Annotated in this window: 16 protein-coding genes; 7 read left to right on the top strand and 9 right to left on the bottom strand. The window is 69.2% G+C overall.

The window, feature by feature from the left end:
- Positions 1-130: 130 nt before the first annotated feature.
- The 5 genes from E6C72_RS28145 to E6C72_RS28125 all read right to left on the bottom strand — a co-directional run bounded on the left by E6C72_RS28145 (position 131) and on the right by E6C72_RS28125 (position 5,572).
- A complete protein-coding gene (locus E6C72_RS28145) occupies positions 131-1,618 on the bottom strand; it encodes a nitrilase-related carbon-nitrogen hydrolase (RefSeq protein ID WP_109444092.1) in 1,488 nt (495 codons plus the stop codon).
- Positions 1,619-1,623: 5 nt separating this feature from the next.
- Positions 1,624-2,175 (bottom strand): cyclase dehydrase, encoded by a 552-nt coding sequence (locus tag E6C72_RS28140; protein ID WP_109444093.1) that lies wholly within the window; start codon positions 2,173-2,175, stop codon positions 1,624-1,626.
- A gap of 9 nt (positions 2,176-2,184) precedes the next feature.
- Positions 2,185-3,357 carry a zinc-dependent alcohol dehydrogenase gene (locus tag E6C72_RS28135; protein WP_109444094.1) on the bottom strand — a complete coding sequence of 391 codons (1,173 nt, stop codon included), beginning with the start codon at positions 3,355-3,357 and terminating at the stop codon, positions 2,185-2,187.
- Between the two features lie 100 nt (positions 3,358-3,457).
- Positions 3,458-4,063 (bottom strand): hemerythrin domain-containing protein, encoded by a 606-nt coding sequence (locus tag E6C72_RS28130; RefSeq protein ID WP_109444095.1) that lies wholly within the window; start codon positions 4,061-4,063, stop codon positions 3,458-3,460.
- A 75-nt stretch (positions 4,064-4,138) separates the two neighbouring features.
- Complete coding sequence (locus tag E6C72_RS28125) at positions 4,139-5,572, bottom strand: glycosyltransferase family 87 protein (protein ID WP_109444096.1); 1,434 nt, start codon at positions 5,570-5,572, stop codon at positions 4,139-4,141.
- Between the two features lie 297 nt (positions 5,573-5,869).
- On the opposite strand from E6C72_RS28125, the gene E6C72_RS28120 reads away from it, so the two are divergent.
- The 3 genes from E6C72_RS28120 to putA all read left to right on the top strand — a co-directional run bounded on the left by E6C72_RS28120 (position 5,870) and on the right by putA (position 11,319).
- Positions 5,870-6,424 carry a DUF1003 domain-containing protein gene (locus E6C72_RS28120; RefSeq protein WP_109444097.1) on the top strand — a complete coding sequence of 185 codons (555 nt, stop codon included), beginning with the start codon at positions 5,870-5,872 and terminating at the stop codon, positions 6,422-6,424.
- Positions 6,425-6,624: 200 nt separating this feature from the next.
- Positions 6,625-7,242, top strand: coding sequence for a metal-dependent hydrolase (locus E6C72_RS28115; protein ID WP_109444098.1), 618 nt, complete (start codon positions 6,625-6,627; stop codon positions 7,240-7,242).
- 354 nt (positions 7,243-7,596) lie between these two features.
- Positions 7,597-11,319 carry a trifunctional transcriptional regulator/proline dehydrogenase/L-glutamate gamma-semialdehyde dehydrogenase gene (gene putA / locus E6C72_RS28110; RefSeq protein WP_109444123.1) on the top strand — a complete coding sequence of 1,241 codons (3,723 nt, stop codon included), beginning with the start codon at positions 7,597-7,599 and terminating at the stop codon, positions 11,317-11,319.
- 128 nt (positions 11,320-11,447) lie between these two features.
- Here the strand turns inward: putA and E6C72_RS28105 are convergent, their stop codons facing one another.
- Together E6C72_RS28105 and E6C72_RS28100 are read right to left on the bottom strand one after the other, a co-directional pair.
- Positions 11,448-12,314 carry a helix-turn-helix domain-containing protein gene (locus E6C72_RS28105; RefSeq protein ID WP_169055320.1) on the bottom strand — a complete coding sequence of 289 codons (867 nt, stop codon included), beginning with the start codon at positions 12,312-12,314 and terminating at the stop codon, positions 11,448-11,450.
- A gap of 41 nt (positions 12,315-12,355) precedes the next feature.
- On the bottom strand, positions 12,356-13,171 hold the full coding sequence (locus E6C72_RS28100; protein ID WP_109444099.1) for an alpha/beta fold hydrolase: 816 nt from the start codon (positions 13,169-13,171) through the stop codon (positions 12,356-12,358).
- Between the two features lie 219 nt (positions 13,172-13,390).
- Here E6C72_RS28100 and E6C72_RS28095 point away from each other — a divergent pair, with 219 nt between their 5' ends.
- Positions 13,391-14,536 carry an MFS transporter gene (locus E6C72_RS28095; RefSeq protein WP_109444100.1) on the top strand — a complete coding sequence of 382 codons (1,146 nt, stop codon included), beginning with the start codon at positions 13,391-13,393 and terminating at the stop codon, positions 14,534-14,536.
- A 6-nt stretch (positions 14,537-14,542) separates the two neighbouring features.
- On the opposite strand, the gene E6C72_RS28090 is transcribed toward E6C72_RS28095, so the two are convergent.
- Positions 14,543-15,841 (bottom strand): alpha-glucosidase/alpha-galactosidase, encoded by a 1,299-nt coding sequence (locus tag E6C72_RS28090; protein WP_109444101.1) that lies wholly within the window; start codon positions 15,839-15,841, stop codon positions 14,543-14,545.
- A gap of 210 nt (positions 15,842-16,051) precedes the next feature.
- On the opposite strand from E6C72_RS28090, the gene E6C72_RS28085 reads away from it, so the two are divergent.
- The 3 genes from E6C72_RS28085 to E6C72_RS28075 all read left to right on the top strand — a co-directional run bounded on the left by E6C72_RS28085 (position 16,052) and on the right by E6C72_RS28075 (position 20,156).
- On the top strand, positions 16,052-17,416 hold the full coding sequence (locus E6C72_RS28085; protein WP_109444102.1) for a GH1 family beta-glucosidase: 1,365 nt from the start codon (positions 16,052-16,054) through the stop codon (positions 17,414-17,416).
- A 101-nt stretch (positions 17,417-17,517) separates the two neighbouring features.
- Entirely contained in the window at positions 17,518-19,350 is a 1,833-nt protein-coding gene (locus E6C72_RS28080; RefSeq protein WP_247876071.1) for an ABC transporter ATP-binding protein/permease, read from the top strand.
- Between the two features lie 98 nt (positions 19,351-19,448).
- Positions 19,449-20,156, top strand: a complete 708-nt coding sequence (locus E6C72_RS28075; protein ID WP_247876072.1) for a Crp/Fnr family transcriptional regulator — start codon at positions 19,449-19,451, stop codon at positions 20,154-20,156.
- Here the strand turns inward: E6C72_RS28075 and E6C72_RS28070 are convergent.
- Positions 20,153-22,828 carry a methyl-accepting chemotaxis protein gene (locus E6C72_RS28070; RefSeq protein ID WP_109444105.1) on the bottom strand — a complete coding sequence of 892 codons (2,676 nt, stop codon included), beginning with the start codon at positions 22,826-22,828 and terminating at the stop codon, positions 20,153-20,155. The genes E6C72_RS28075 and E6C72_RS28070 overlap by 4 nt on opposite strands.
- Positions 22,829-23,106 lie beyond the last annotated feature (278 nt).

Below are 23,106 nucleotides of genomic sequence, written 5' to 3'. Positions count from 1 at the left end.
TTCGCCACCATGGCGGCCACCGCCTCCTGCGCCAGAGTCTCCAACTCGGCATCCGCGACCGCCCAGTCCCGCCGCCCGATGGCGTCGAGCAGGTCGTCGCCCACTCTTTGCAATGCCGGGCCGAGCGCGCTCATTCCCCCTTCTCCGCATCGGGCAGGGCGGGCCAGTCGGCTGGCGTCCAGCGGGCCTGGACATGGCCGGGCGCCGGATCGGACAGCGGCAGCGTCAGGCACTGGATGTGCGGGGCGCCGGCCTCGCTCGCCCGCGGCTGGAACAGCAGGGCGACGCCGCAGTCCTCGATCACCTTGTCCTCTTCGCCGTTGGCGCGGCAATAGCGGTTGAAGCGGTGCGACAGCGCCATGCTGTTGGCGACGATCACCCGGCAAGACCCGGCGCGTGACGAGGCCGCTCCCTCCTTGGCCTGCCACCGCTCTGTGGTCAGCCCGCTGTCCATCACCGGCGTGACCAGCCAGTCGACCATCATGCCGGAGGCGATCCAGGCGCTGGGCTCCGTCCGCCCCAGATCCTCGCAGATGGCGACGGCGAGCCGGCCGAGGTCGGGCAGCTCGAACAGGGTGAAGCGGTCGCCGGTTCCGATGTCCTCGCGCGCGCAGTCCAGCAACCGGCCATTGCGGTCGCGCAGGTCGTAGGAGCGGCACTGGTCGCTGTCGAGATCCCAGCAATGCAGCTTGGTCTGGCTGCCGGTCATCCGGCCGCAGCGGTCGAGCAGGATCGCGCGGTTGCGCGGCCGTCCGGCCACCCCCTCCTTCACGCCGACCAGGGCATAGCGGATCGGGCCGTCCACCGCCTGGGCGCGCAGGGCCTGCTGGATCGCGGACAGGGTGTCGGCTCCGGCGGAGACTTCGGGAAACAGGATGAACGTCGCCCCCTGCGCCGCCAGCCCGTTGACGGCGTCGGCGGCGCGGCGGCTCAAATCGCGTGGGGCGGGGTCGTACCAGTCCTCGCCGTCGCGGCGGAATTGGTGGATGGCGAGGTCGTCCTCGGCTTGCGCCAGAGGAACCACGCCGACGACCGGCGTCCAGGCCGGATCGCTCGGATCCTGGTCGGACACCGTGGCGATGCGGCGGTATTCCACGGCGATGCGGCGGTCCGGGTCGCCCTTGCGTTCGGCCTCGATTGTCAGGATCGGGGGGACGACGAGCAGGCTGGCGAACAGATCGACGGGATCGAACGCTTCGGACCCGGCATCCGGTGGCGCCGTCTCGCGGATGTTCATCGCCCGGCCGAGCAGGCCGGGGCGCAGGATCAGTTGCCCGTCGGCCGGATCGGCATTGAAACGCCCGTCGCGGTTCAGTCGCCATCGTGCCTCCAGCCGCTCGCCCGGAAGAGGATCGTCGGCCCGGAAATCGTAGCGGGAGGCCAGCGGCGCGAACCAGACGTCGATCGCCTGCGCCGCCGCCAGGGTCCGGTCCAACCGCGATCCGGCCCACGCCTCCAGCGCCGGAATACCGGTCCGCAGCCGCTCCGCCGCCTCGTCGGCCAGGTACCCGGCGCGTGCGTGGTCCGCCTCCAGCCCACGGGCCAGGGTGCGGACCTCGTCGCGCCGTTCCAGCAACCGGCGCCACAGCTCCATGAACAGGTCGGCCGGATGCGTCATCGCTGTCAGGAACTTGCGGACTGGCCGGCCGCCGGCTGGAACTGCAGGATCTTCGGCGTCCGCATGTCCTCGCCGATGGGGGCGTCGCCGGCGGCGCCGCGCATGGCGGAGACCGGGCGGGGGAAGCCGCTGCGGTCGCTGTAGTCCGGCACCGGCAGGCTGCGGTAATAGGCCTCCTCCCGGTGCAGCTTCTGGACGCAGACCACGTCGAGCACCGTCGTCGCCATCACCGCGCCGAAGGCGATGCGGGCGTTGCCGGCGCGCGGGTTGTCTTGAGATCCAGGGGCCATGCCCGCCGCCAGCGTCCCCATGTCGACGGCGTCGCCGGCGATGCGGCTCCAGATCCAGGGCTTCGGATCGCCGAGCGCCAGCAGGCCGACGCCGGCGGTGATCTCCCGCACGCCATAGGCGCGGATCAGGGCGGTCTTGTCCTCCATCCCCATCCAGCGGGCGAGGCTGCGGCCGGCCATCAGCTCGGCGACGCCGAGGCCGATGCTGAACCAGCCCAGTCCGCGGGCGAGATTGTCTCCGGCCGAGGAGCGGTCGTAATAGGCCATGTCGTCACCTCAGGGCTTGAGAACCACCTTGATGCAGCCGTCCCGCTTGTCGCGGAAGGTCTTGTACATCTCGGGGCCCTGGTCGAGCGGAACGGTGTGGGTGATGACGAAGGACGGGTCGATCTGCCCCTCCTGGATCCGGTTCAGCAGATCGTCGGTCCAGCGGTTGACGTGGGTCTGGCCCATGCGCCAGGTCAGTCCCTTGTTCATCGCCATGCCGAAGGGCAGCTTGTCGATCAACCCGCCATAGACGCCGGGGATCGACAGGGTGCCGGCCGGGCGGCAGACATAGATCATCTCGCGCAGCACATGGGCGCGGTCCGATTCCAGCATCAGCGCCTGCTTGGCCCGGTCCATCATGCTGTCGAGCGTGGCGGTGGCGTGCGCCTCCATGCCGACGGCGTCGATGCATTTCTCCGGACCCTTGCCGCCGGTCAGCTCGTTCAGCCGTTCGACGACGCTGTCCTCCTCGAAATTGATGGTGATGGCGCCGCCGGCCTTCGCCATCGCCAGCCGTTCCGGCACCCGGTCGATGGCGATCACCTGTCTGGCGCCGAGCAGGATGGCGCTGCGGATCGTCATCTGCCCGACCGGGCCGCAGCCCCAGATCGCCACGCTGTCGGTCGGCTGGATGTCGCACTGGGCGGCGGCCTGCCAGCCGGTGGGGAAGATGTCGCCGAGGAACAGCACCTGCTCGTCGGTCAGCCCGTTGGGGATCTTGATGTGGGTGCGGTCGGCCATCGGCACCCGCACATATTCGGCCTGACCGCCGGCATAGCCGCCGGTCAGGTGGGTGTAGCCGAACAGCCCGGCGGTGGTGTGGCCGAAGACCTTGTCGGCCAGCGCCTTGTTGCGGTTGGAGCGCTCGCAGACCGAATAGTTGCCGCGCTTGCACTGGTCGCACTCGCCGCACCAGATGGTGAAGGGCACCACCACCCGCTCGCCGATCTTCAGCGCGCTCTTGGCGTCGGCGCCGACCTCCACCACCTCGCCCATGAACTCATGGCCGACGATGTCGCCCTTCTCCATGCCCGGCATGACATGGTCGTGCAGGTGGAGGTCGGAGCCGCAGATGGCGCAGGTCGTCACCTTGACGATGGCGTCGCGCGGATGCTCGATCTCCGGGTCCGTGACCGTGTCGCAGCGGATGTCGTTGGCGCCGTGCCAGACCAGTGCTCTCATGGACGTCTTTCCTCTTCGGCCACCTCGTTGGTAGCCTGGGCAACAGGGCCGGCCGACGGAGCGTTCCGCCGCCGGCCGGCCCCTTGTCTTCAGGGGAAAGTCAAAGGATCAGTGCCTTCTCGCGGGCGACGCCGCCGGACATGATGGCGGTCTGGCCGTCGTCCAGGCTGTTGCGCAGGGCCGGGAAGTCGATCTCCTCCTCCTGCCGGATGTGTCCGTCGATGATGCGTTTCAGATCCAGGGCGACGGCGAGCCAGCGCGGGTCGTCCTTCGGCGTCCGTTCCAGAATGAACAGGTGCATCTTGATCTCGGCATGCTCGCCGTAGAGATGCCTGGCGTCCTCCTCCTTCCGCGCCTCCTCGTGCAGCAGCGGATAGACGACGTCCTCCTCCGCCATGGCATGGGCGGCCAGCCGGCGCTTCAGCCGCAGCAGCAGCTGGGTGCGGCGCGCCGGTGCGTCCATCGGGGTCTGCACCATTTCGACCAGCAAATCCTGGATGTGGCGGTGGTCGTCGATCAGCGCGTCGATGCCATCGCGCCCCGCGGCATGGCGGGCGGTTCCTGCCAGCTGGGCCACCACCGGCGGCAGCAGCCGGCTCGCCACCAGCGCCAGCGCCGCCCCGCCGGCCATCATCACCAGCCCGCGCGCCGACAGCCAGCCCGTGCCGTCTTCCTGCGAATAACCTGCTTGCGAGTAACGAGGCATGCCGGAACTCCTTCCTGCCGGTTGGGTCATCTGGCCCACCAACAGTCGCGCGAGCCCCGGCGTTCCGGCGGGTGGTCAGGACGGCCGGGCCGGCTTCGGTGTCTCGGCGGTCGTCACCAGCAGGTGGAGCAGCATCAGCGCGGTGAAGAACAGGTAGGATTGCAGGATGTTGAAGGAGGTGTCGGCAAGCTCGCTCAGGGGATGGAAGAAGTCGTTGCTCAGGATGGCGAAGCTGGCGCCCAGCAGCAGAAGCTTGCCCAGTCCCCGGTCCTTTCTCGTCCGGTCGATCAGCACGAACAGCAGATAGGCGCAGACCGGCAGCAGCACGCCGTAATGCGGCACCCAGGCGATCGGCGTGCCGATGGTGAAGCAGGTGCCCGCCACCAGGAAGGAGGCGATCGGCTGCCGCCCGCCATTCCGGATCCGCCACAGCAGGCCGAACAGGACGAACGCCACGCCGGAGACCAGCGTCGCCACATGGACCAGCGGATGGTAGGGGGCGAAGGCGCTGCCCCGCCATTCGGTGTCGCCGTTGCTGGTCGACATCAGGTTGGGACCGTTGTGCAGCAGCCGGTGCAGCAGCCCGTTGACGGTCTGGTTGGAGTAATAGCTCTCGCCATGCTGGCCCAGGAAGGACAGCACGTCGAGGTAATGCAGCGACGGGCCGAAGCCGTAAAGCAGGCAGGCGGCGGCGAAGCCGGGAACCACCACGGCGGCCCAGCCGATGGCGAAGCCCCATTCCCGGCGCAGCAGCGCCCAGATCAGGAACAGCGACATCTGCGGCTTGATCAGCGTCGAAGCACCCAGCAGGGCACCGGCGAGCGCCCGCTGGTTCCGCAGATAGAACAGGGTGGCGAAGACGAAGGCGGCATTCAGCCAGACCTGGATCTGGCCGACGGCGAAGGCCTTGACCACCGGATAGAAGCACAGTGCCGCCACAGCACCCAGGGCGGCCAGGGTCAACTGGCTGACCCCGCCGCGCACCGCCCGGTCGAAGCCCATCCGTTGCGCCAGGTCGCGCATCAGCAGCGCCATGCCGCCGATGGTTGCGACCACCATCAGCAGGTTGATCAGGGCATAGATGCGCAGATGCAGCAGGCCGACCGCCGACAGCGCCTCCATCACCAGCAGCGAGGTCAGAGGATACTGGAATTTCACATGCTGGGTGAAGAAGACGGCGTCATAGACATTTCCCCTCCCATGCTCGCGCAGCCAGGTGAAGGCCGTCATCATCGGTTCCCAGGAATCGAGCGGCAGCCGGTCCGGCGACCGGCCCAGCACCAGCAGCAGGACATCCCAAACCGTGGTGTCCCCGGTGCCGCCGTCCAGATAGGGCCGGAAGACGACGCCAAGCAATGTGTCGGCGCAGAGAACGAACAGAAACGCCGCCGTCAGCGTCCAGGCGGCGAAGCGGTCCGTCGCCAATGGATCGAGCGCTGCGGTCCTGTTTCCGCCCAGCGGCCCCTCCAGCGTTCCTTCCGCTACGCGCGAGAAGTCCTTCGATGTCATCGGCGCTCACTCCCCGGCATCACGTCCCGGCTTTCACCGCCGGCAAGTCCGCGAAACTATGCCAGAGCGGTGCGGTCGGGGAATGTGCCCCACCCGTGCCGGACCGGAGTAATGCCATTATGCGCCGGTCACCCGCGGCGGTAGCCCACTACCCCGCCGCGTCCGGTGCCGGCGCGTTCGGGCGGGGGAGCGGGCACTTGTCCGATGGGGAGGGGCAGGAACGGCCATCGGCAGCCGAGGTTTTCTGGTTGCGGTGCGCCTGGTGAACGCTGCGCCGCCGCAGATGAGGGAGGCACCATGACTGCCGAGCGTCCACCCACCTATCCGCCGCCCCAGAGCCCCGGCCTCAGCGCGGTGCTGGAGCGCAACATCCAGGCGCTCCAGGCCCGCCGCAAGCGGGAGGAGGTCGAGGCGACCTTGCAGGACCGCATTGCCGACGCGGTCACCCGCTTCACCGGCAGCATGCGCTTCGTCTATCTGCACCTGTTCCTGTTCGGCGGCTGGATCCTGATCAATCTGGGCTGGCTGCCCTTCGCCAAGCCGTGGGATCCGTCCTTCGTCGTGCTGGCGATGATCGCGTCGGTGGAGGCGATCTTCCTGTCCACCTTCGTCCTCATCAGCCAGAACCGCATGGCCGTGGTGTCGGACAAGCGTGCCGATCTCGACCTTCAGATCAGCCTGCTGGCCGAGCATGAGGTGACGAAGCTGGTGACCCTGGTGTCTTCCATCGCCGACCATCTCGGGGTGAGGACGGAGGTCGACAGCGAACTGGACATCATCCGGCAGGATGTCGCGCCGGAGGCGGTGCTGGACGAAATCGAAGCGACCCAGGCAAAGAACCGCAAGGAGTGAATCGCCGGCCTGCGACAGCCCGCCGACAACCCGTCGTTGCCGAATGCATGGAGGTTATGCGTTTACGGAATCCCTTGTTTCTACTTGGCTTATTGTTCTGGAGCCGGAGAGTATTCTAAGGTCAGGCTACCCCCATTCCGGGTCCGGCCAGACGCCGTCCCGACAGAGACCAGCTTCAGGCCCCCGGTGACCCGACGGTGATGGCGTCTTCTCACATAATCGTCGGTGGCGCCACCTGGTTCTACCTGTCGAGCCGGTATGGGATGACCTTCGACGCGGTCGCTTTCGGGGCGGCGATTCTGGGGGCGCTGGCGCCGGACATCGACCATCCGAAATCGACGCTCGGCCAACTGGTCAAGCCGCTGTGCACCGCGATCTCCGGCATCTTCGGCCATCGCGGCGTCACCCATTCGGCACTCGCCATTGCCGGCTGCCTGTGGGTCCTGCACGAACATGCCGCCTACCAGCATGTGCTGATCCCCTTCATCGTCGGCTATCTCACCCATCTGGCCGGCGACCTGTTGACCCCGGCCGGCCTGCCGCTGCTGTGGCCGGTCAAGCGGCGGCGCAATTTCGCCCTGCCGATTTTGAAGACCGGCGGCTTTTCCGAACAATTGGCGGTGACGCTGATGGCAGGCTGGATGATCTCCGGCCTGTTTGCCGGCGGCTGGCCGGAGTTTCCGCTGCAACGTCCCTGGCGTTCTGTCGTCGCCATGGCGCAGACCTATCTGGGCGAGGGCGGCATGGAGAAGGCGGCCCCTCCGCTCCCCATGCGCAAGCCGCCGGAAGCCAGCCGGACCAAGCCGCTGAAGGGCTGAGGTCCGGCCGTTCGGCCATTCCACCAGCCTCCCATCGAATCCGCGGAAGCAGCGCCGATCCCTTCTGGATCGTCGGTTCATGTGGGGCATCGCCGACTTTTATTCGGAAAAATCGATCCGAACGGAAATGCATTCCTGGAAACCGGTCGAATGTTCTGAAATTTTGGCAGGGTAATCGTTATTTGTTCGACTGATTCATAGAAAATCAGAATTTAAATTGGCAAAGCGGCATAAATACCAGTTGGAAAGGATCCCGGAAAATCGGTTAGCCTGACAGGCATCGGATCGGCCTCCGCAGCCCGCCGGATGGTGCCGTCCAGCCCCCCGACCAGAGCCAGCCACGCGATGAACCAGATGATCGACCCGAGCGTTGCCCCCGCCTCCGAGCCGTCCTTCTCCAGCGGCACCGGTCCCTTCGCCGCCTTCGCCCCCGTCGTTCGTCCGGCCAGTCCGCTGCGTCAGGCGATCACCGCCGCCTATCGCCGGCCGGAGGCGGATTGCGTGGCGTGGCTGGTCGATCAGGCGGCGCTGCCGGCGGAGGTGACCGATGCGGCGGCGCAGACCGCGCGCACGCTGATCTCGGCGCTGCGCGCCAAGCCGCAGGGCCGCGGGGTGGAGGGGCTGATCCACGAATACAGCCTGTCGAGCCAGGAGGGCGTGGCGTTGATGTGTCTGGCGGAGGCGCTGCTGCGCATTCCCGACCGCGCCACCCGCGACGCGCTGATCCGCGACAAGATCGCCGGCGGGGACTGGCGCGCCCATCTCGGCAACAGCCCGTCGCTGTTCGTCAATGCCGCGACCTGGGGGCTGCTGGTCACCGGCAAGGTGACGGGCGTGCTGGCCGACGGCTTCGGCGGCGAGCAGGCGCTGTCCTCCGCCCTGACCAGGCTGATCCTGCGCGGTGGCGAGCCGCTGATCCGCCGCGGCGTCGACATGGCCATGCGGATGATGGGCGAGCAGTTCGTCACCGGCCAGACCATCGACGAGGCGCTCTCCAACAGCCGCAAGATGGAGGCGGAAGGCTTCCGCTATTCCTACGACATGCTGGGCGAGGCGGCGACCACCGCCGCCGACGCCGACCGCTATTACGCCGACTATGAAAAGGCGATCCACGCCATCGGCAAGGCCTCGGCCGGGCGCGGCATCTATGACGGCCCCGGCATCTCGATCAAGCTGTCGGCCCTGCACCCGCGCTATTCGCGGGCTCAAGCACAGCGCGTCATGGCGGAGCTGCTGCCGCGCGTCACCGAGCTGGCCCGGCTCGCCCGCAGCTACGATATCGGCCTGAACATCGACGCCGAGGAGGCCGACCGGCTGGAGCTGTCGCTCGATCTGCTGGAATCGCTGTGCTTCGACCCGGACCTCAAGGGCTGGGACGGCATCGGCTTCGTCGTCCAGGCCTATGGCAAGCGCTGCCCCTATGTCATCGACTTCGTCGTCGATCTGGCCCGGCGCAGCGGCCACCGGCTGATGGTCCGTCTGGTGAAGGGCGCCTATTGGGACAGCGAGATCAAGCGCGCCCAGGTCGATGGCCTGGAGGATTTCCCGGTCTATACCCGCAAGCTGCACACCGACGTGTCCTATGTCGCCTGCGCCCGCCGGCTGCTGGGCGCCCCCGACGCGGTGTTCCCGCAATTCGCCACCCACAACGCCCAGACCCTGGCGACCATCTACCGGATGGCGGCGCATCTGAACGGCGCCTTCAAGGTCGGCCAGTACGAGTTCCAGTGCCTGCACGGCATGGGCGAGCCGCTCTACAAGGAGGTGGTCGGCCCGCTGAAGCGGCCCTGCCGCGTCTATGCCCCGGTCGGCACCCATGAGACGCTGCTGGCCTATCTGGTCCGCCGCCTGCTGGAGAACGGCGCCAACAGCTCCTTCGTCAACCGCATCGCCGACAAGAGCGTGTCGATCGACGATCTGGTCGCCGACCCGGTGGCGCTGGCCCGCGCAGCATTGCCGGTGGGTGCGAAGAACCCGCTGATCGCCCTGCCGGCGGATCTCTACGGCGCGGAGCGGGCGAACTCCGCCGGTCTCGACCTGTCGAACGAGACCGTCCTGGCCGACCTGTCCGCAGCATTGCGCGACAGCGCCACCGTCGCCTGGACCGCCGCCCCGCTGCTGGCGGACGGCGAGCGCCAGGGCAAGGCCCAGCCGGTGTTGAACCCGGCCGACCATCGCGACGTCGTCGGGCGTTGCGTCGAGGCCGGCCCGGCCGACATTGCCGACGCCTTCCTGTTCGCCGAGGCCGCCGCTCCGGTCTGGGCCTCCACCCCGCCGGCCGAGCGCGCCGCCTGCCTGTTCCGCGCCGCTGACGCGATGCAGGCGCGCCTGCCGACCCTGCTCGGCCTGATCATCCGCGAGGCCGGCAAATCCACAGCCAACGCCATCGCCGAGGTGCGCGAGGCCATCGACTTCCTGCGCTATTACGGCGCCCGGGTCCGTGATGGCTTCGCCAACGACACCCACCTGCCGCTGGGGCCGGTGGTCTGCATCAGCCCGTGGAACTTCCCGCTCGCCATCTTCTCCGGTCAGGTCGCCGCGGCGCTGGCAGCCGGCAACCCGGTGCTGGCCAAGCCGGCGGAGGAAACCCCGCTGGTCGCGGCGGAGGCCGTGCGCCTCCTCCACGCCGCCGGCGTTCCGGCCGGTGCGGTCCAGCTGTTGCCCGGCGCGGGGGAGGTGGGTGCGGCCCTGGTCGGTCATGCCGGCACCCGCGCGGTGATGTTCACCGGCTCGACCGAGGTGGCCCGCCTGATCCAGCGCCAGCTGGCCGAGCGCCTGTCGCCGGAAGGCGCGCCGATCCCGCTGATCGCCGAGACCGGCGGCCAGAACGCCATGATCGTCGACAGCTCCGCCCTGGCGGAGCAGGTGGTCGGCGACGTGATCGCCTCAGCCTTCGACAGCGCCGGCCAGCGCTGCTCGGCTCTGCGCATCCTCTGTTTGCAGGAGGATGTCGCCGACCGCACCCTGGCCATGCTGAAGGGCGCGATGCGCGAGCTGCGCGTCGGCAGTCCCGACCGTCTGGCCGTCGATGTCGGCCCGGTCATCACGGCGGAGGCGCGCGACGGCATCACCCGGCACATCGAGGCGATGCGGGCCAAGGGCTGCCGGGTCGAGTCGCTGCCGCTGCCGGCCGAGACCGCCGACGGCACCTTCGTCGCGCCGACCATCATCGAGATCGACGGCATCGCCGATCTCCAGCGCGAGGTGTTCGGGCCGGTCCTGCACGTCCTGCGCTTCCGCCGCGACGATCTGGACCGGCTGGTCGACGCCATCAACGGCACCGGCTATGGCCTGACCTTCGGCCTGCACACCCGCATCGACGCCACCATCGACCGGGTGACGAGCCGGATCGAGGCCGGCAACCTGTACGTCAACCGCAACACCATCGGCGCGGTGGTCGGCGTACAGCCCTTCGGCGGCCATGGCCTGTCCGGCACCGGCCCCAAGGCCGGCGGCCCGCTGTACCTGTCGCGCCTGCTGTCCGTACGTCCGGTGCTGGAGCTGGGTGTGCGTGGCGGTGACGCCGTACGTGCGCCGGCACAGCTCTTCGCCGACTGGCTGGCCGACCAGGGCAGGGCGGAACTCGCCACCGAGGTGCGCGCCCTGGCGAAGCAGTCCCCCGTCGGCGGCAGCATCGAGCTGGCCGGCCCGGTGGGGGAGCAGAACATCTACAGCCTGATCCCGCGCGGCCGCATCCTGCTGCTGCCGCAGACGGAAGACGGTCTCTACCGCCTGCTGGGGGCGGCGCTCGCCACCGGCAACGAGGTGGTGGTGGATGGCGACGCCACCGTCACCGCCGGCTTGAAGGCCCTGCCGCCGGAGCTTGCCGCCCGTGTGCGGGTGTCGGCGAACTGGCAGTCCTTCGGGGCGTTGGCCGGTGCGCTGGTGGAAGGCGACACTGCCCGCCTGCTGGCCGCCAGCCGCCGCATCGCCGAACTGCCCGGCCCCATCGTCCTGACCCAGGGCGTCCCGGCCGGCGGCATGGGGGTGGAGATCGCCTGGCTGATGAACGAGCGCTCCGTCAGCACCAACACCACCGCGGCCGGCGGCAACGCCAGTCTGGTGGCGATGAGCTGAGAGCGGGATAAGGATTCCCCCTCTTCCCCCGGGGAGAGGGTCGGGGTGAGGGGGATGCATAGCGTGGCTCTGGCAGGGAACCGAGAGCGGTCGGTCCTTGAAGATCCTCGCCGCGCACCCCCCTCACCCTAACCCTCTCCCCGGGGGGGAGAGGGGATTTCGGAAAGCATCCGACTCAACCGAGCCGCCGTTTCGGCATCGGCCGGAAAGAAGGCCTCGATCGCCAGTTCCGACAGGGTGACGTCGACCGCCGTCCCGAAGACGGTCGTCGTACTGAACAGGCTTAGCAGGCCGAACGACGTGTGCAGCCGCAACGGCACCACCACGTCCGGATGATGCCCCTCCGCGCCGCCATCATCCGCGGCGGCCGGCGGCGCCGGATAGCCCTGCAACTCGCTGCGCAGGGCCACCAGCACCGGATCGGCGCTCGCCTCGATCTGGCGGGTCAGGCGGGTCAGCACATGCTCCCGCCACTGTGCCCAGTTGCCGATGCGGCCGGCCAGCCCGTCGGGATGCAGGCTGAGGCGCAGCACGTTGACCGGCCCGGCCAGCAACGCCGCCGATACCCCCTCCAACAGCGGGGCCACCGCCCGGTTCGCCGCCAGCAGCTGCCAGTGCCGGTCCACCGCCAGCGCAGGAAACGGTTCGTGCCCGGTCAGCACCAGATCGACCGCCTTGCGCGCCGCCCGCATCTCCGGACTGTCCAGGTTGTGCTCGCTGTAGACCGGGGCGAAACCGGCGGCGACCAGCAGGGCGTTGCGGTCGCGCAAGGGCACGTCCAGCCGTTCCGCCAGATGGATCAGCATGCCGCGGCTGGGCTGCGACCGCCCGGTCTCCAGGAAGCTGACATGCCGGGTCGAGATGTCGGCCTCGCAGGCGAGGTCGAGCTGGCTCAGGCCCCGGCGCTGCCGCCAGGAGCGCAGCAGGGCGCCGACCGGAGGCGGGGCCGGAGCCCGGCCGTTGCGGCTGGTGGTCTGCGGGGTGCCGTGGGGCATGGGGCTTGGCTCCGTACCGGTATTGCCGCCTATGGTTGCCGTCATCCGCGGGCGAAGGCCAGCAGTTCCGCGTTGAAGCGGTCGCGATGGGTGATGAACAGGCCGTGCGGCGCCCCCTCGTAGAAAGAGAGGGTGGCGTTCGGCATCAGCGCCACCGTGCGTTCGGCGAGCGACAGCGGCGTGGTCACGTCGCGGTCGCCATGGACGACCAGCGTCGGCACCGTGATGGCCGGCAGTTCCGCCCGGAAATCGGCCGAGGTGATGGCGCGGTTGCACTCCAGCAGGGCCAGCAGCGAGGATTGCAGGGCCATTCCGGTGATCCAGCCCTTCATCTCCGCCGAGGTTTCCGCGTTGACGAAGGGGTCGATGTTGTCGCCGAGCCATTTCGGGAAATCGCGCAGCAGCTGCTCCGTGCGGAAGGCCTCGAACAGCGCCGGATCGACACCCTCGGGGTTGTCGTCGGTCCGCGCCATCAGCGGCGTGATCGTCCCGACCATCACCACCCCGGCGACCCGTCCGCAGCCATGCCGGGTCAGGTAGCGCACGATCTCCCCCGTCGCCATCGAATGGCCGACCAGGGTCACGTCGCGCAAATCCAGCCCGTCGATCAGCGTGGCGATGTCGTCCGCCAGCCGGTCGAAGCCGTAGCCGGACGGCGATTCGTCGGACTTGCCATGGCCGCGGCGGTCGAAGGCGATGCAGCGGCATCCCTGCTCGGACAGCGGCGCCATCTGATAGGCCCAGGCGTCGGAGGTCAGCGACCAGCTCGACACGAACAGGATCGGGCGCGCGCCGTCTTGATTGCCCCAATCGCGATAGAACAGGCGCACGCCGTCGTCGGTGTGGATGAAGCCCATGACTTTCCTCCCTTTCCTGGACGCCGGATTGTCCCGGCGAACCCAGGATCGCCCGGCGGAGGGAGCCGAATCGATTACGTGGCAGGTAATGCCGTGCACGAATGATCCTGCGGGAAGCGCATGCCTGCCATCACCGCCGCACTGCGGTACGGGACTGCGCGATGCGGTTAAGGTCCACAACCATCACCTTCGCCGTCACCGTTGCCGTCCGGATCCTTCATGCGCCTGATTTTCCTGCTCGGCCTCGCCGGCTTCGCCAGCGCCTTTTCCCTGCGCACCACCGATCCGATGCTGACGCTGATCGCCGACGACCTCGGCGTCACGGTCCGGCAGGCCGCGCTGCTCGCCTCGGCCTACACGCTGCCCTACGCGCTGATGCAGATCGTGCTGGGGCCGGTGGGTGACGCGATCGGCAAGTCGCGGCTGGTCCGGCTGGCGCTGACGGTGCTGACGGTCGGTCTGGCGCTGTCCACCATCGCGCCCAGCTACGGCACGGTGATGGCCGGGCGCATCCTGGCCGGCGCCTTTGCCGGTGGCATCATCCCGGCCTCCATGGCGCTGATCGGCGACCGCGTGCCCTATGAGGAGCGGCAGATCGCCATCAGCCGCTTCCTGCTGGCGGTGATCCTCGGGCAGATGTCGGGTTCGGCGGTGTCGGGGGCGCTGGCGGAGGCCTTCGGCTGGCGCGCCGTGTTCGGCCTGTCCACCGGGCTGACCGCGCTGATTTGTGCGGCATCCCTGATCGGGCTGGCGCGGGAGGTGGAAACCCGTTCGCCCTTGTCGGTTGCGGAGGCGCAGCGGCGCTATGCCACCGTGCTGACCAACCCGGCCTCGCTGTTCGTCTTCGCCACGGTGGCGGCGGAAGGGCTGCTGATCTTCGGCGTCTTCCCCTTCGTGGCGCCGGTGCTGATCGAACATGGCGCGGCCGGCGCCTTCCAGGCCGGGCTGACCATCGCCGCCTTCGCCATCGGCGGCGTCGTCTACAGCGCGGTGGTGCGGCGGCTGATCGCCTCGCTCGGCCAATGGGGCATGATGAAGGCCGGCGGGCTGGCGGCCGGGCTGGCCTATCTGGTCATCGCCTTCCCGGTGCCCTGGCCGGTGGTCAGCCTCGCCTTCCTGGTCGCCGGCTTCGGCTTCTACATGCTGCACAACACCATGCAGACCCAGGCGACGGAGCTTGCGCCCACCGCCCGCGGCTCGGCGCTGGCCCTGTTCGCGTCGAGCTTCTTCATCGGCCAGGGGATCGGGCCGGTTCTGTACGGCTATGTCTCGACCCACACCGGCTTCGCCCCCCTGTTCCTCGGCGTCGGCGCGCTGACCGCCGGGCTGGGCTTCGCCTCGACCCGGCTGATCCGGCGCCGGTAGGGTGGGCTAAATGCAGGCCCGGATGTAGGGCCGGTTCGCCTCCCACAGCTCGTCCAGGATGGCGGCCGCCGCCGTGCTGGAATTGATGACCGGGTCGATCAGCAGCGCCTGCAAGGCCAGCTCCTTCGACCCGTGCAGCGCCGCCTCCACCGACAACTGCTGCACGTTGGCCTGGACCGACAGCAGCTTGACGATGCCGTCGGGCAGACGGCCGAGCGACAGCGGATGGACGCCGGCGGCATCGGCGACCAGCGGCACCTCGACCGCCAGTTCGTCGGGCAGGCCGGGGATGACGCCGCGGTTGATGACGATGCCGCTTTCGATGAAGCGCTTCTGGTTGTGCAGGATGCCGGCGATCACCGCCACCGCCCGCTCGCCCCAGGATGGCCTGGTCCAGTCATCGGGGATCGGTTTGCTGCCATCGATGACGCCGTCCATCAGGTCGCGCAGGATGACGCGGCCCTCCTCGTCATGCTTGAAGTCGAAGCCGTGCTCCCCGGCTTCCCAGCCATAGGGCAGGAATTCGCCGGTGTGGTCGTCGCTGGGGGTGACCCACAGGCCGAAGGCGTGGAACAGACGGCGTGCCAGCGGGGTGAAGAACGGGTCGTGCGTCGCCTCCCGTTCGCGCAGCAGGGGGTAGAGGTCGCGCCCCGTCGCCTTTTCGCGGATGGCGGTCAGCCATTGGAAGTGGTTCAGCCCGGCGCCCCAGACATCGACCTCCTTTTCCGCGATGCCCAGGATCTGGCAGATGAACCAGCGCGCCAGGAAGATGCCGTGGCAGAGCCCCAGCGTCCGCACCCCGGTGCAGCGCGACAGCCCCAGGACGATGCGGCTTTCCGGGTTCGACAGGTTGATGAACAGCGCGTCCGGGCAGATCGCCTCGACGTCGCGGGCGATGTCGACGATCAGCGGCAGGGTGCGGAGCGTGAAGAACAGCCCGCCGGGGCCGCCATTCTCACCCAGCGTGTGGCGGATGCCATGTTTCTTCGGCACCTCGAAATCCAGCTTCCACAGCCGGTTGCGGTCGATGGCGATGGCGCACAGCACGAAGCCGGCGCCCTGGAGGGCGGCCTTGCGGTCGGTGGTCTTCTCGATGGTGAGGCCGGCTTCCCCGCGCCGGTTCAGCACGTCGGCCAGCGCCGCCATGCGGTCGAGAGCCTCCACATTGGTGTCGACCAGCGTCAGGGTGCTGCCGGTCAACTCGCGGGTGGAGAACAGGTCCTGGAACAGGCTGAGCCCGAAGGCGGCGCTGCCGGCGCCGATGAAGACGATCTTTGTCGTGTTGGGCTTGGTGGTGTTGGGCATGGTTGGTTTCCTCCGCAAACGGAGCGGCTGGCCGCCGTCTTTGGGAACAAGGCTACGCCGTTCGGATGGGTCTGCAAGTCCCTCCGCGGGCAACCACCCCCGGCTGCGCCACCGCGTCGCGTCTTCTTCATTCGTATGCTTGTCCCATGGCGAAGCGGGCCCGGCTGGGGCATGCTGGGGAAAACGAAACATCCCCGTGGGAGGAAAAGAATGGACAGCTTCAGCCAGCCCGTTTCCCAGGCCGCCGATGCCAAGCCGCTGAGTTTCCCACCGGATTTCCGCTGGGGCGCCTCCACCGCCTCCTACCAGATCGAAGGGGCGCTGGACGCCGACGGTCGCGGGCCCTGCGTGTGGGATACCTTCACCGCCCAGGGCCGCATCATGGACGGCAGCAGTGCCGCGGTGACCTGCGACCACTATCACCGTTACTCCGAGGACATCGCGCTGATGAAGGCGGCCGGCTTCGACAGCTACCGCTTCTCCATCGCCTGGCCGCGCATCCTGCCGACGGGAGCCGGGGCGGTGGAGACGCGCGGCCTCGATTTCTACGACCGGCTGGTCGATGGCCTGCTGGAGGCGGGGATCACGCCGATGGCCTGCCTCTACCACTGGGACCTGCCGCAACCGCTGGAGGATGCCGGCGGCTGGCAGGGGCGGGAGATCATCGGCCCCTTCGCCGAGTATGCCCGCATCGTCACCGCCCGCTTGGCCGACCGGGTCAAGACCTGGATGATGCTGAACGAGCCGAACGTCGTCGCCATCTTCGGCTATGGCGTCGGCGAGCATGCCCCCGGCCACCGGCTGGGCGAGCAGGGGATCCTGCGCGCCCTGCACCACCAGAATCTGGCGCAGGGGGCGGCCTTGCGCGCCATCGCGGCGGAGCGGTCCGGCCTGACGCTGGGCACCGTCCTGAACCTGCAACCCACGGTCCCCGACAGCGACCGGCCGGAGGATGTCGCCGCCGCCGCCCGCTGGGACGCGGTGTGGAACCGGGTGACGCTGGACGGGCTGATGCGCGGAGAAATCCCGGCGCTGCTCGCCGACAGGATGGCCGGCTTCGTGCTGCCCGGCGACGAGGAGGCGATCCGCCATCCCATCGACCTGCTGGGCATCAACTACTATTCCCGCATGACGATGAAGCATGAGGAGGGGCGGCCCTTCGACGTCGGCTGGGGCGAGGCGCGGTGCCGGCGCTGGACCGGCATGGCCTGGCCGGTGCAGCCGGAGGGGCTGTACGACCTGCTGAGCGAACTCCGCACCGATTACGGCAACCCGGCCGTCTACATCGCCGAGAATGGCTGCGCCTATGACGACGTGGTGACGCCGGACGGCCAGATCCATGATGCCGAACGGGTGCTGTTCTACCGCGAGCATCTGGAATCGGTGGCGCAGGCGCTGGCCGACGGCTGCAACGTCAAGGGCTATCTGTGCTGGAGCCTGCTGGACAATTTCGAATGGGCCTTCGGCCTGTCGAAACGCTTCGGCATCGTGCGGGTCGATTACGACACGCTGGAACGCACGCCCAAGGACAGCTACCGCTTCCTGGCCGAGGTCGTGAGAACCGGCAGGCTTTAACCCTTCTTTCGCCCCTGCCCCTGTACTTTCGGCCTGTCGCGTCCTATTCGTTGGTTATACGGACGTTGAAGGAATGAGGGCGGAGGCCCGGAATGGGCGGGATGACCGACGATAGAGGCAGCGGCAAGGGCAGCAGCAAGGACGACGGCAAGGACGGGGGCAAAACCGGCGGCGACACCTCCGGCTTCGCCCGCCGCTTTCTGAAGCTGGCCGGCGGCTATTGGCACGGGCGGTCACGGGTGACCGTCTGGGCGCTGACCGTGGCGCTGGTGGTGCTGACGGTGGGGCAGGTCTCGGTCCCCGTCCTGATCAATCTGTGGAGCGAGCGGCTGTTCGACGCGCTCGAACAGCGCTCCATGGACCGCTTCCTGACCATGATCGGTCTGGTCGGGCTGATCATCCTCTACAACATCGTCATCGTCGTCCTGCACCTGCGGGTGAAGCGCCGGCTTCAGATGGGCTGGCGCGACTGGCTGACGCGCAAGCTGCTGGAGGACTGGCTTCGCCGCGGCCGCCACCACCAGATCGCCTATATGCCGGGCGAGCACGACAATCCCGACGGCCGCATCGCCGAGGACATCCGCATCACCGCCGAGATGGCGATCGACCTCGGCCATTCGCTGACCTACTGCGCGCTGCTGCTGATCAGCTTCACCAACATCCTGTGGATGCTGTCCGGCACCCTGTCGGTCACGCTGTTCGGCACCGAGCTGGCGGTGCCGGGCCATCTGCTGTTCGTGGCGCTTCTCTATGCCGCGGTCGGCACCACCATCGCCATGCTGATCGGCCAGCCGCTGGTCAACGCGGTCAACCGGCGCCAGGGCTACGAGGCCGATTTCCGCTTCGCGCTGGCCCGCATCCGCGAGAACGGCCAGACCATCGCCCTGCTGCACGGGGAATCGGCGGAGCGCGGCCATCTCGCCGGCCTGTTCGGCGGGGTGGTGCGGGGCTGGACCGGCCAGACCCGGGCGCTCAGCCACATGATGGTCTTCAGCGCCAGCTATTCCGTGCTGTCCGCCGCCTTCCCGATCCTGGTCGCCGCCCCGCGCTACATCGCCGGCACCATCACGCTGGGCGTGCTGATGCAGACGGCGCAGGCCTTCCAGCAGACGGTCGGCGCCCTGTCCTGGCCGATCGACAACCTGCCGCGCGTCGCCGAATGGCGGGCGTCGGTGGAGCGCGTGCTGAACCTGCACGACGCCCTGGTGCGGCTGGACCGCGACGTCTGCGACGTGCCGGACGGCCACATCCAGCTGGTGCGCGCGGACGAGCACAGCACCCTGACCTTCCGCGGCGTCGCCATCGACGAGCCGAACGGCACCCCGGTGGTGCATCCCTTCGATCTTCAGGTGCGGCCGGGCGACCGCGTGCTGATCGGCGGCGACGCCTCGGCGACCATCCGCCTGTTCCGGGCGGTGGCCGGCGTCTGGCCCTGGGGCCGCGGCCTGATCACCCTGCCGGCCCACACCCGCGTCTTCTTCATGCCCGAACGCCCCTATCTGCCCCATGCCAGCCTGCGGGCGGTGCTGGCCTATCCCGGTGCCGCCTCGTCGGTCGGCGACGACCAGGCGGCGCAAGCCCTGGTCAGCGTCGGGCTGCCCGAACTGGTCGAGCGGCTGGACAGCGTCGATCATTGGGACGAGGCCCTGTCGGTGCCCGAGCGCCAGCGCCTGGGCTTCGCCCGGCTGCTGATCCGCCGTCCCGACTGGATCTTCCTGGAGGACGCCACCGACAGCCTCGATCCCCCGGCGGAGGAGGAACTGCTGACCCTGATGGAGCGGGAGCTGCCGCACGCCACCCTGCTGACCATCGGCCATCACGCCGGGCTGGACGCCCACCACAGCCGCAAGCTGGTGCTGGAGCGCACCAACGGCGCCGTCACCCTGCGCGAGGAGATGAGGGAAGTCCCGCCCGTGGCCGAAAGCGCGGCGTAGAGGTTCCCCGGAACCTTGGAACCCATCCGAAAAGCTGCCACACTGCGGGCCGGACACCGTTCGTACCCACAGCATCGCCGCCCCGCACCATCATGGACATGAGCGTGAAGAAGACCAGCATCAACGCGGCGTGGCGGGGGCTGGCGAATTGCCGGGGGTGCGGAATCCGGGACTCGGCGCTGTTCGCCGACCTGACGGAACCCGATTTCAACCTGATCCATCTGCCGATCGACGAGATGACGGTGGCGCCGGGGGCCGCACTCTACCATGTCGGCGACGAGCCGGCGGCGCTCTACACCGTGCGCGGCGGGCTGGTGAAGCTGGTGCAGTATCTGCCCAACGGCGGCCAGCGCATCGTCCGGCTCCTGCGCACCGGCGACACCGCCGGGCTTGAGGCGGCGCTGGGCGAGCCCTATCGCCACACCGCCATCGCCATCCATCCCGTCCTGACCTGCCGCATCCCGCGCGCGGTGATCCAGCGCCTGTCGGAGGAGACGCAGCACCTGCATCAGCAGCTGATGCGGCGCTGGCATCAGGCGGTGGAGCGGGCCGATGCCTTCCTGGTCGAACTCGGCACCGGCAGCGCCCGCGCGCGGGTGGCCCGGCTGTTCCTGACCCTGGTGGACGACCAGGGCGAATGCGACTTCTTCGGGCGGGAGGATGTCGGCGCCGTGCTGGGCATCACCACCGAGACCGCCAGCCGCGTGGTGGCGGAACTGAAGCGGCAGGGCCTGCTGGACGAGCTGCGGCCCAACCGCTTCCGCTGCGATACCGACGCCCTGCGCGAGCTGGCGGACGGGCCTTAAGCAGCCCGCATCTCTCCCACCAGCCCGTCGACCTGACCGGCCAGCGTCCGCAGCTGGTCCTGCACGGTGGAGGAGGCCGACAGGACGCGGTTGGCCGACTCCCCCGACTCCCGCGCCGCCTCGGCGACGCTGTCGATGTTGCCGCGCACATGCTGGGTGCTGTCCGCCGCCTCGCCGACATTGCGGGCGATCTCGCGGGTGGCCGCACTCTGCTGCTCGACCGCGGCGGCGATGGTGGCGGCGATCTCGTTCACCTCCCGGATGGTGCCGGCGATGGAGCGGATGGCGTCCACCGCCTCCTGCGTCACCGACTGCATGGCGGCGATCTGGGCGGAGATGTCCTCCGTCGCCTTCGCCGTCTGGGTGGCGAGCCCCTTCACTTCGGATGCCACGACCGCGAAGCCCTTGCCGGCCTCCCCGGCGCGGGCCGCCTCGATGGTGGCGTTCAGCGCCAGCAGGTTGGTCTGGCCGGCGATCGACTGGATCAGCCCGACGACCTCGCCGATGCGGCCGGCGGTCTGGGCCAGCCCCTCCACCGTGCGGTCGGTGCGTTCCGCCTCGTCGGCCGCCTTGCGGGCGATCTGGCTGGAGGCGTGGACCTGGGTGCCGATCTCCTGGATCGAGGCCGACAGCTCCTCCGTCGCGGCGGCGACCGCCTTGACGTTGCCTTCGGCCTGCTGCGAGCTGCCGGCGGCGGTCGTCGCCTCCCCGGCGGTCAGGTCGGCGCTGCGGGTCATGCGTTCGGCCATGTCCTGCATCTCGCCGGCCGCCTGGGCGACGCGGTCGAGCACGCCGCGCACGCTGCTCTCGAAATTCTCCGCCATCTCGACCATGGCGCGGCGGCGTTCGCCGGCGGCACGGCCGCGCTCGGCCTCGGCCCGCGCGTTGGCGGCCTTCGCCTCGTTGGCGGTGTCGCGGAAGACCATCAGGGCGCGGGTCATGTCGCCGATCTCGTCCGCACCGGCGGCGGGGATCGGCGCGTCCAGCCGGCCGTCGGCGATCGCCCGCATGGCATCGGACAACGCGCTCAGCCGGGCGACGATGTGGCGGCCGACCACCAGCCAGGCCAGCGCGGCGGCGCCGATCAGACTGCCGACCGCGAACAGGATCAGCATGTGGCGGCCGGCGGCGATGGTGCCGTCGGTGCCGGCGACCGCGGCCTTGGCCTCTTCGCGCATGGCGGCGATCTTGCGGTCGACGGTGGCGGCGAAGCGCTGGGCCAGCTGCCGGTTCTCGGCGAGCATCCGCTCGGTGTCCGCCATCGCCGCCAGCTCGCCGCGGCGGAGCGCGATCACCCCCTCCTCGCCGCGGCCGAAGCCGATCAACGCCTTCACCAGGGCGGCCAGCACCTCGGTGCCGGCGGCGTTGTCGCCCGCCTGGGCGCGCAGCGTGCCGATCCGCTCATAGAGCGACGAGGAGGCGGCGGTGAAGCGCTTTTCCAGCAGGTCGAGCCGGGCGGCATCGGGGGCCTGCGCCGCCTCGTTCAGGGCGCCGGTCAGGGCGGTGCCGTAGGTCGACAGCTCCAGGTTCGTGCGGAACTGCTCCAGCCCGCGGCCCAGCAGATCCTGCACCGCCTCCTGCACCTGGGACCGGATGTCGAAGTTGGCGCGCTTGATGTCGCTCTGCACCTTGCGCAGCGGCGCCTTCAGCCCGTCGAGCAGCTGGGTGGCCTGGGTCCGGGCGGCGGCCAGCCGATCGGCCAGCCGCCGGTCGGCCAGGCCGGCGCTGTTCTCGGTGCCGTCCAGTGCTGCGCGGCGCAGGTCGAACACATTGTCCTTGCCGTAGCCGAACAGGAACAGCGCGTCGATCCTGCCGGCGGTGTCGGCCGGCAGGCGGTCGCCCAGCGTGCCGAGCGTGCCCGTCACCTGGGACGACGATTCCAGATAGGCCTGCTGCAGCTCGCCGATGGTCTTGGTGTCCTGCGCCGTGCCCGACCGGTTCATGGCGTCGAGCGCGCCGGCGATCCCGCCGCGCAGGTCGTAGAGCGCGATCATCGACCGCACCGCGTCCGACAGCGTCGCCATGTCGCGGTCGGTGCCGCCGTCGAGCGCCATGCCCTTTTCCTGCAAGGCCTGACCGGCGCCATCCACCAGCGGCGCCAGGGTCTTGAGGAAGCCGTCATAGGTCTGGGCCAGCCGGGTGGAGGCCGCCTCGCGCCGGTCGTGCAGGGACAGGCGCCGCGCCACGCCATCATTGATGCGGTCCAGCGTGGCGATCAGCGCGTTGCCGGTCTCGCGCACCTCCGACAGCAGCGGGTCCTGCGGCCGGCGGCCGGCCAGCCCGTCCACCAGCGACAGGAAATTGCGGGCGCGCGCCTGCGCGTCCGCCAGCAGGCTTTCCCGCTCCTCCTGGCTGCCGGCCCCGTCCAGCATGGGAGCGGCCGAGGCGATGGCGCCGCTCTCGCCGGCGAGCCGGGTCGCCAGCTCCATCTCCGGCAGGCTGGTGTCGGCGATCTGCGCCATCGGTTGTTCGACCGCGGAGAAGGACATCAGGCCGACCGCGCTGGCCGCCACCGTCATCGCCGCCATGCCGGCGAAGGCCAGCATCAGCTTCGCCCGCACACCCATCCGCAGGCCCGCCTTGGCGTCCGGGCGACGCCCGGCACCCCTGCCGGAGAAGTCAGCGGAGGAGGTGGACCCCAGCTGCGGGGCGGCGGGTGCGGCGGTGGTCATGGCGTCGGTTCCCCTGAAAGGCGGGTTGGTCGCTGGTCGATCTGCACGAAAAAGAAGCCGGCACGAACCCTGGCCCAAACGAACTCTGGCCGGGCGTCGGCGGCCTCCGTGAGGCTGCAAGTCCGCATTGTGCGCAATCATGGCAATGCAAGCGCCAAGGGGTGCTTGCGACCATCGGCCACACCGGTCATTGCATGCTTTTCGACAGGGGGATTGCCCGTCAACCTCTTTTCCGCTGACAAGAAAAGATAGTCGTCATTCTTCCGACATACGGAAGA

Origin of the sequence: Azospirillum sp. TSH100, assembly GCF_004923295.1 — a bacterium.
Lineage (GTDB): Bacteria > Pseudomonadota > Alphaproteobacteria > Azospirillales > Azospirillaceae > Azospirillum.
Note: the sequence above shows the minus strand (reverse complement) of the source record. Positions and strands in the feature narration are given on the sequence as shown.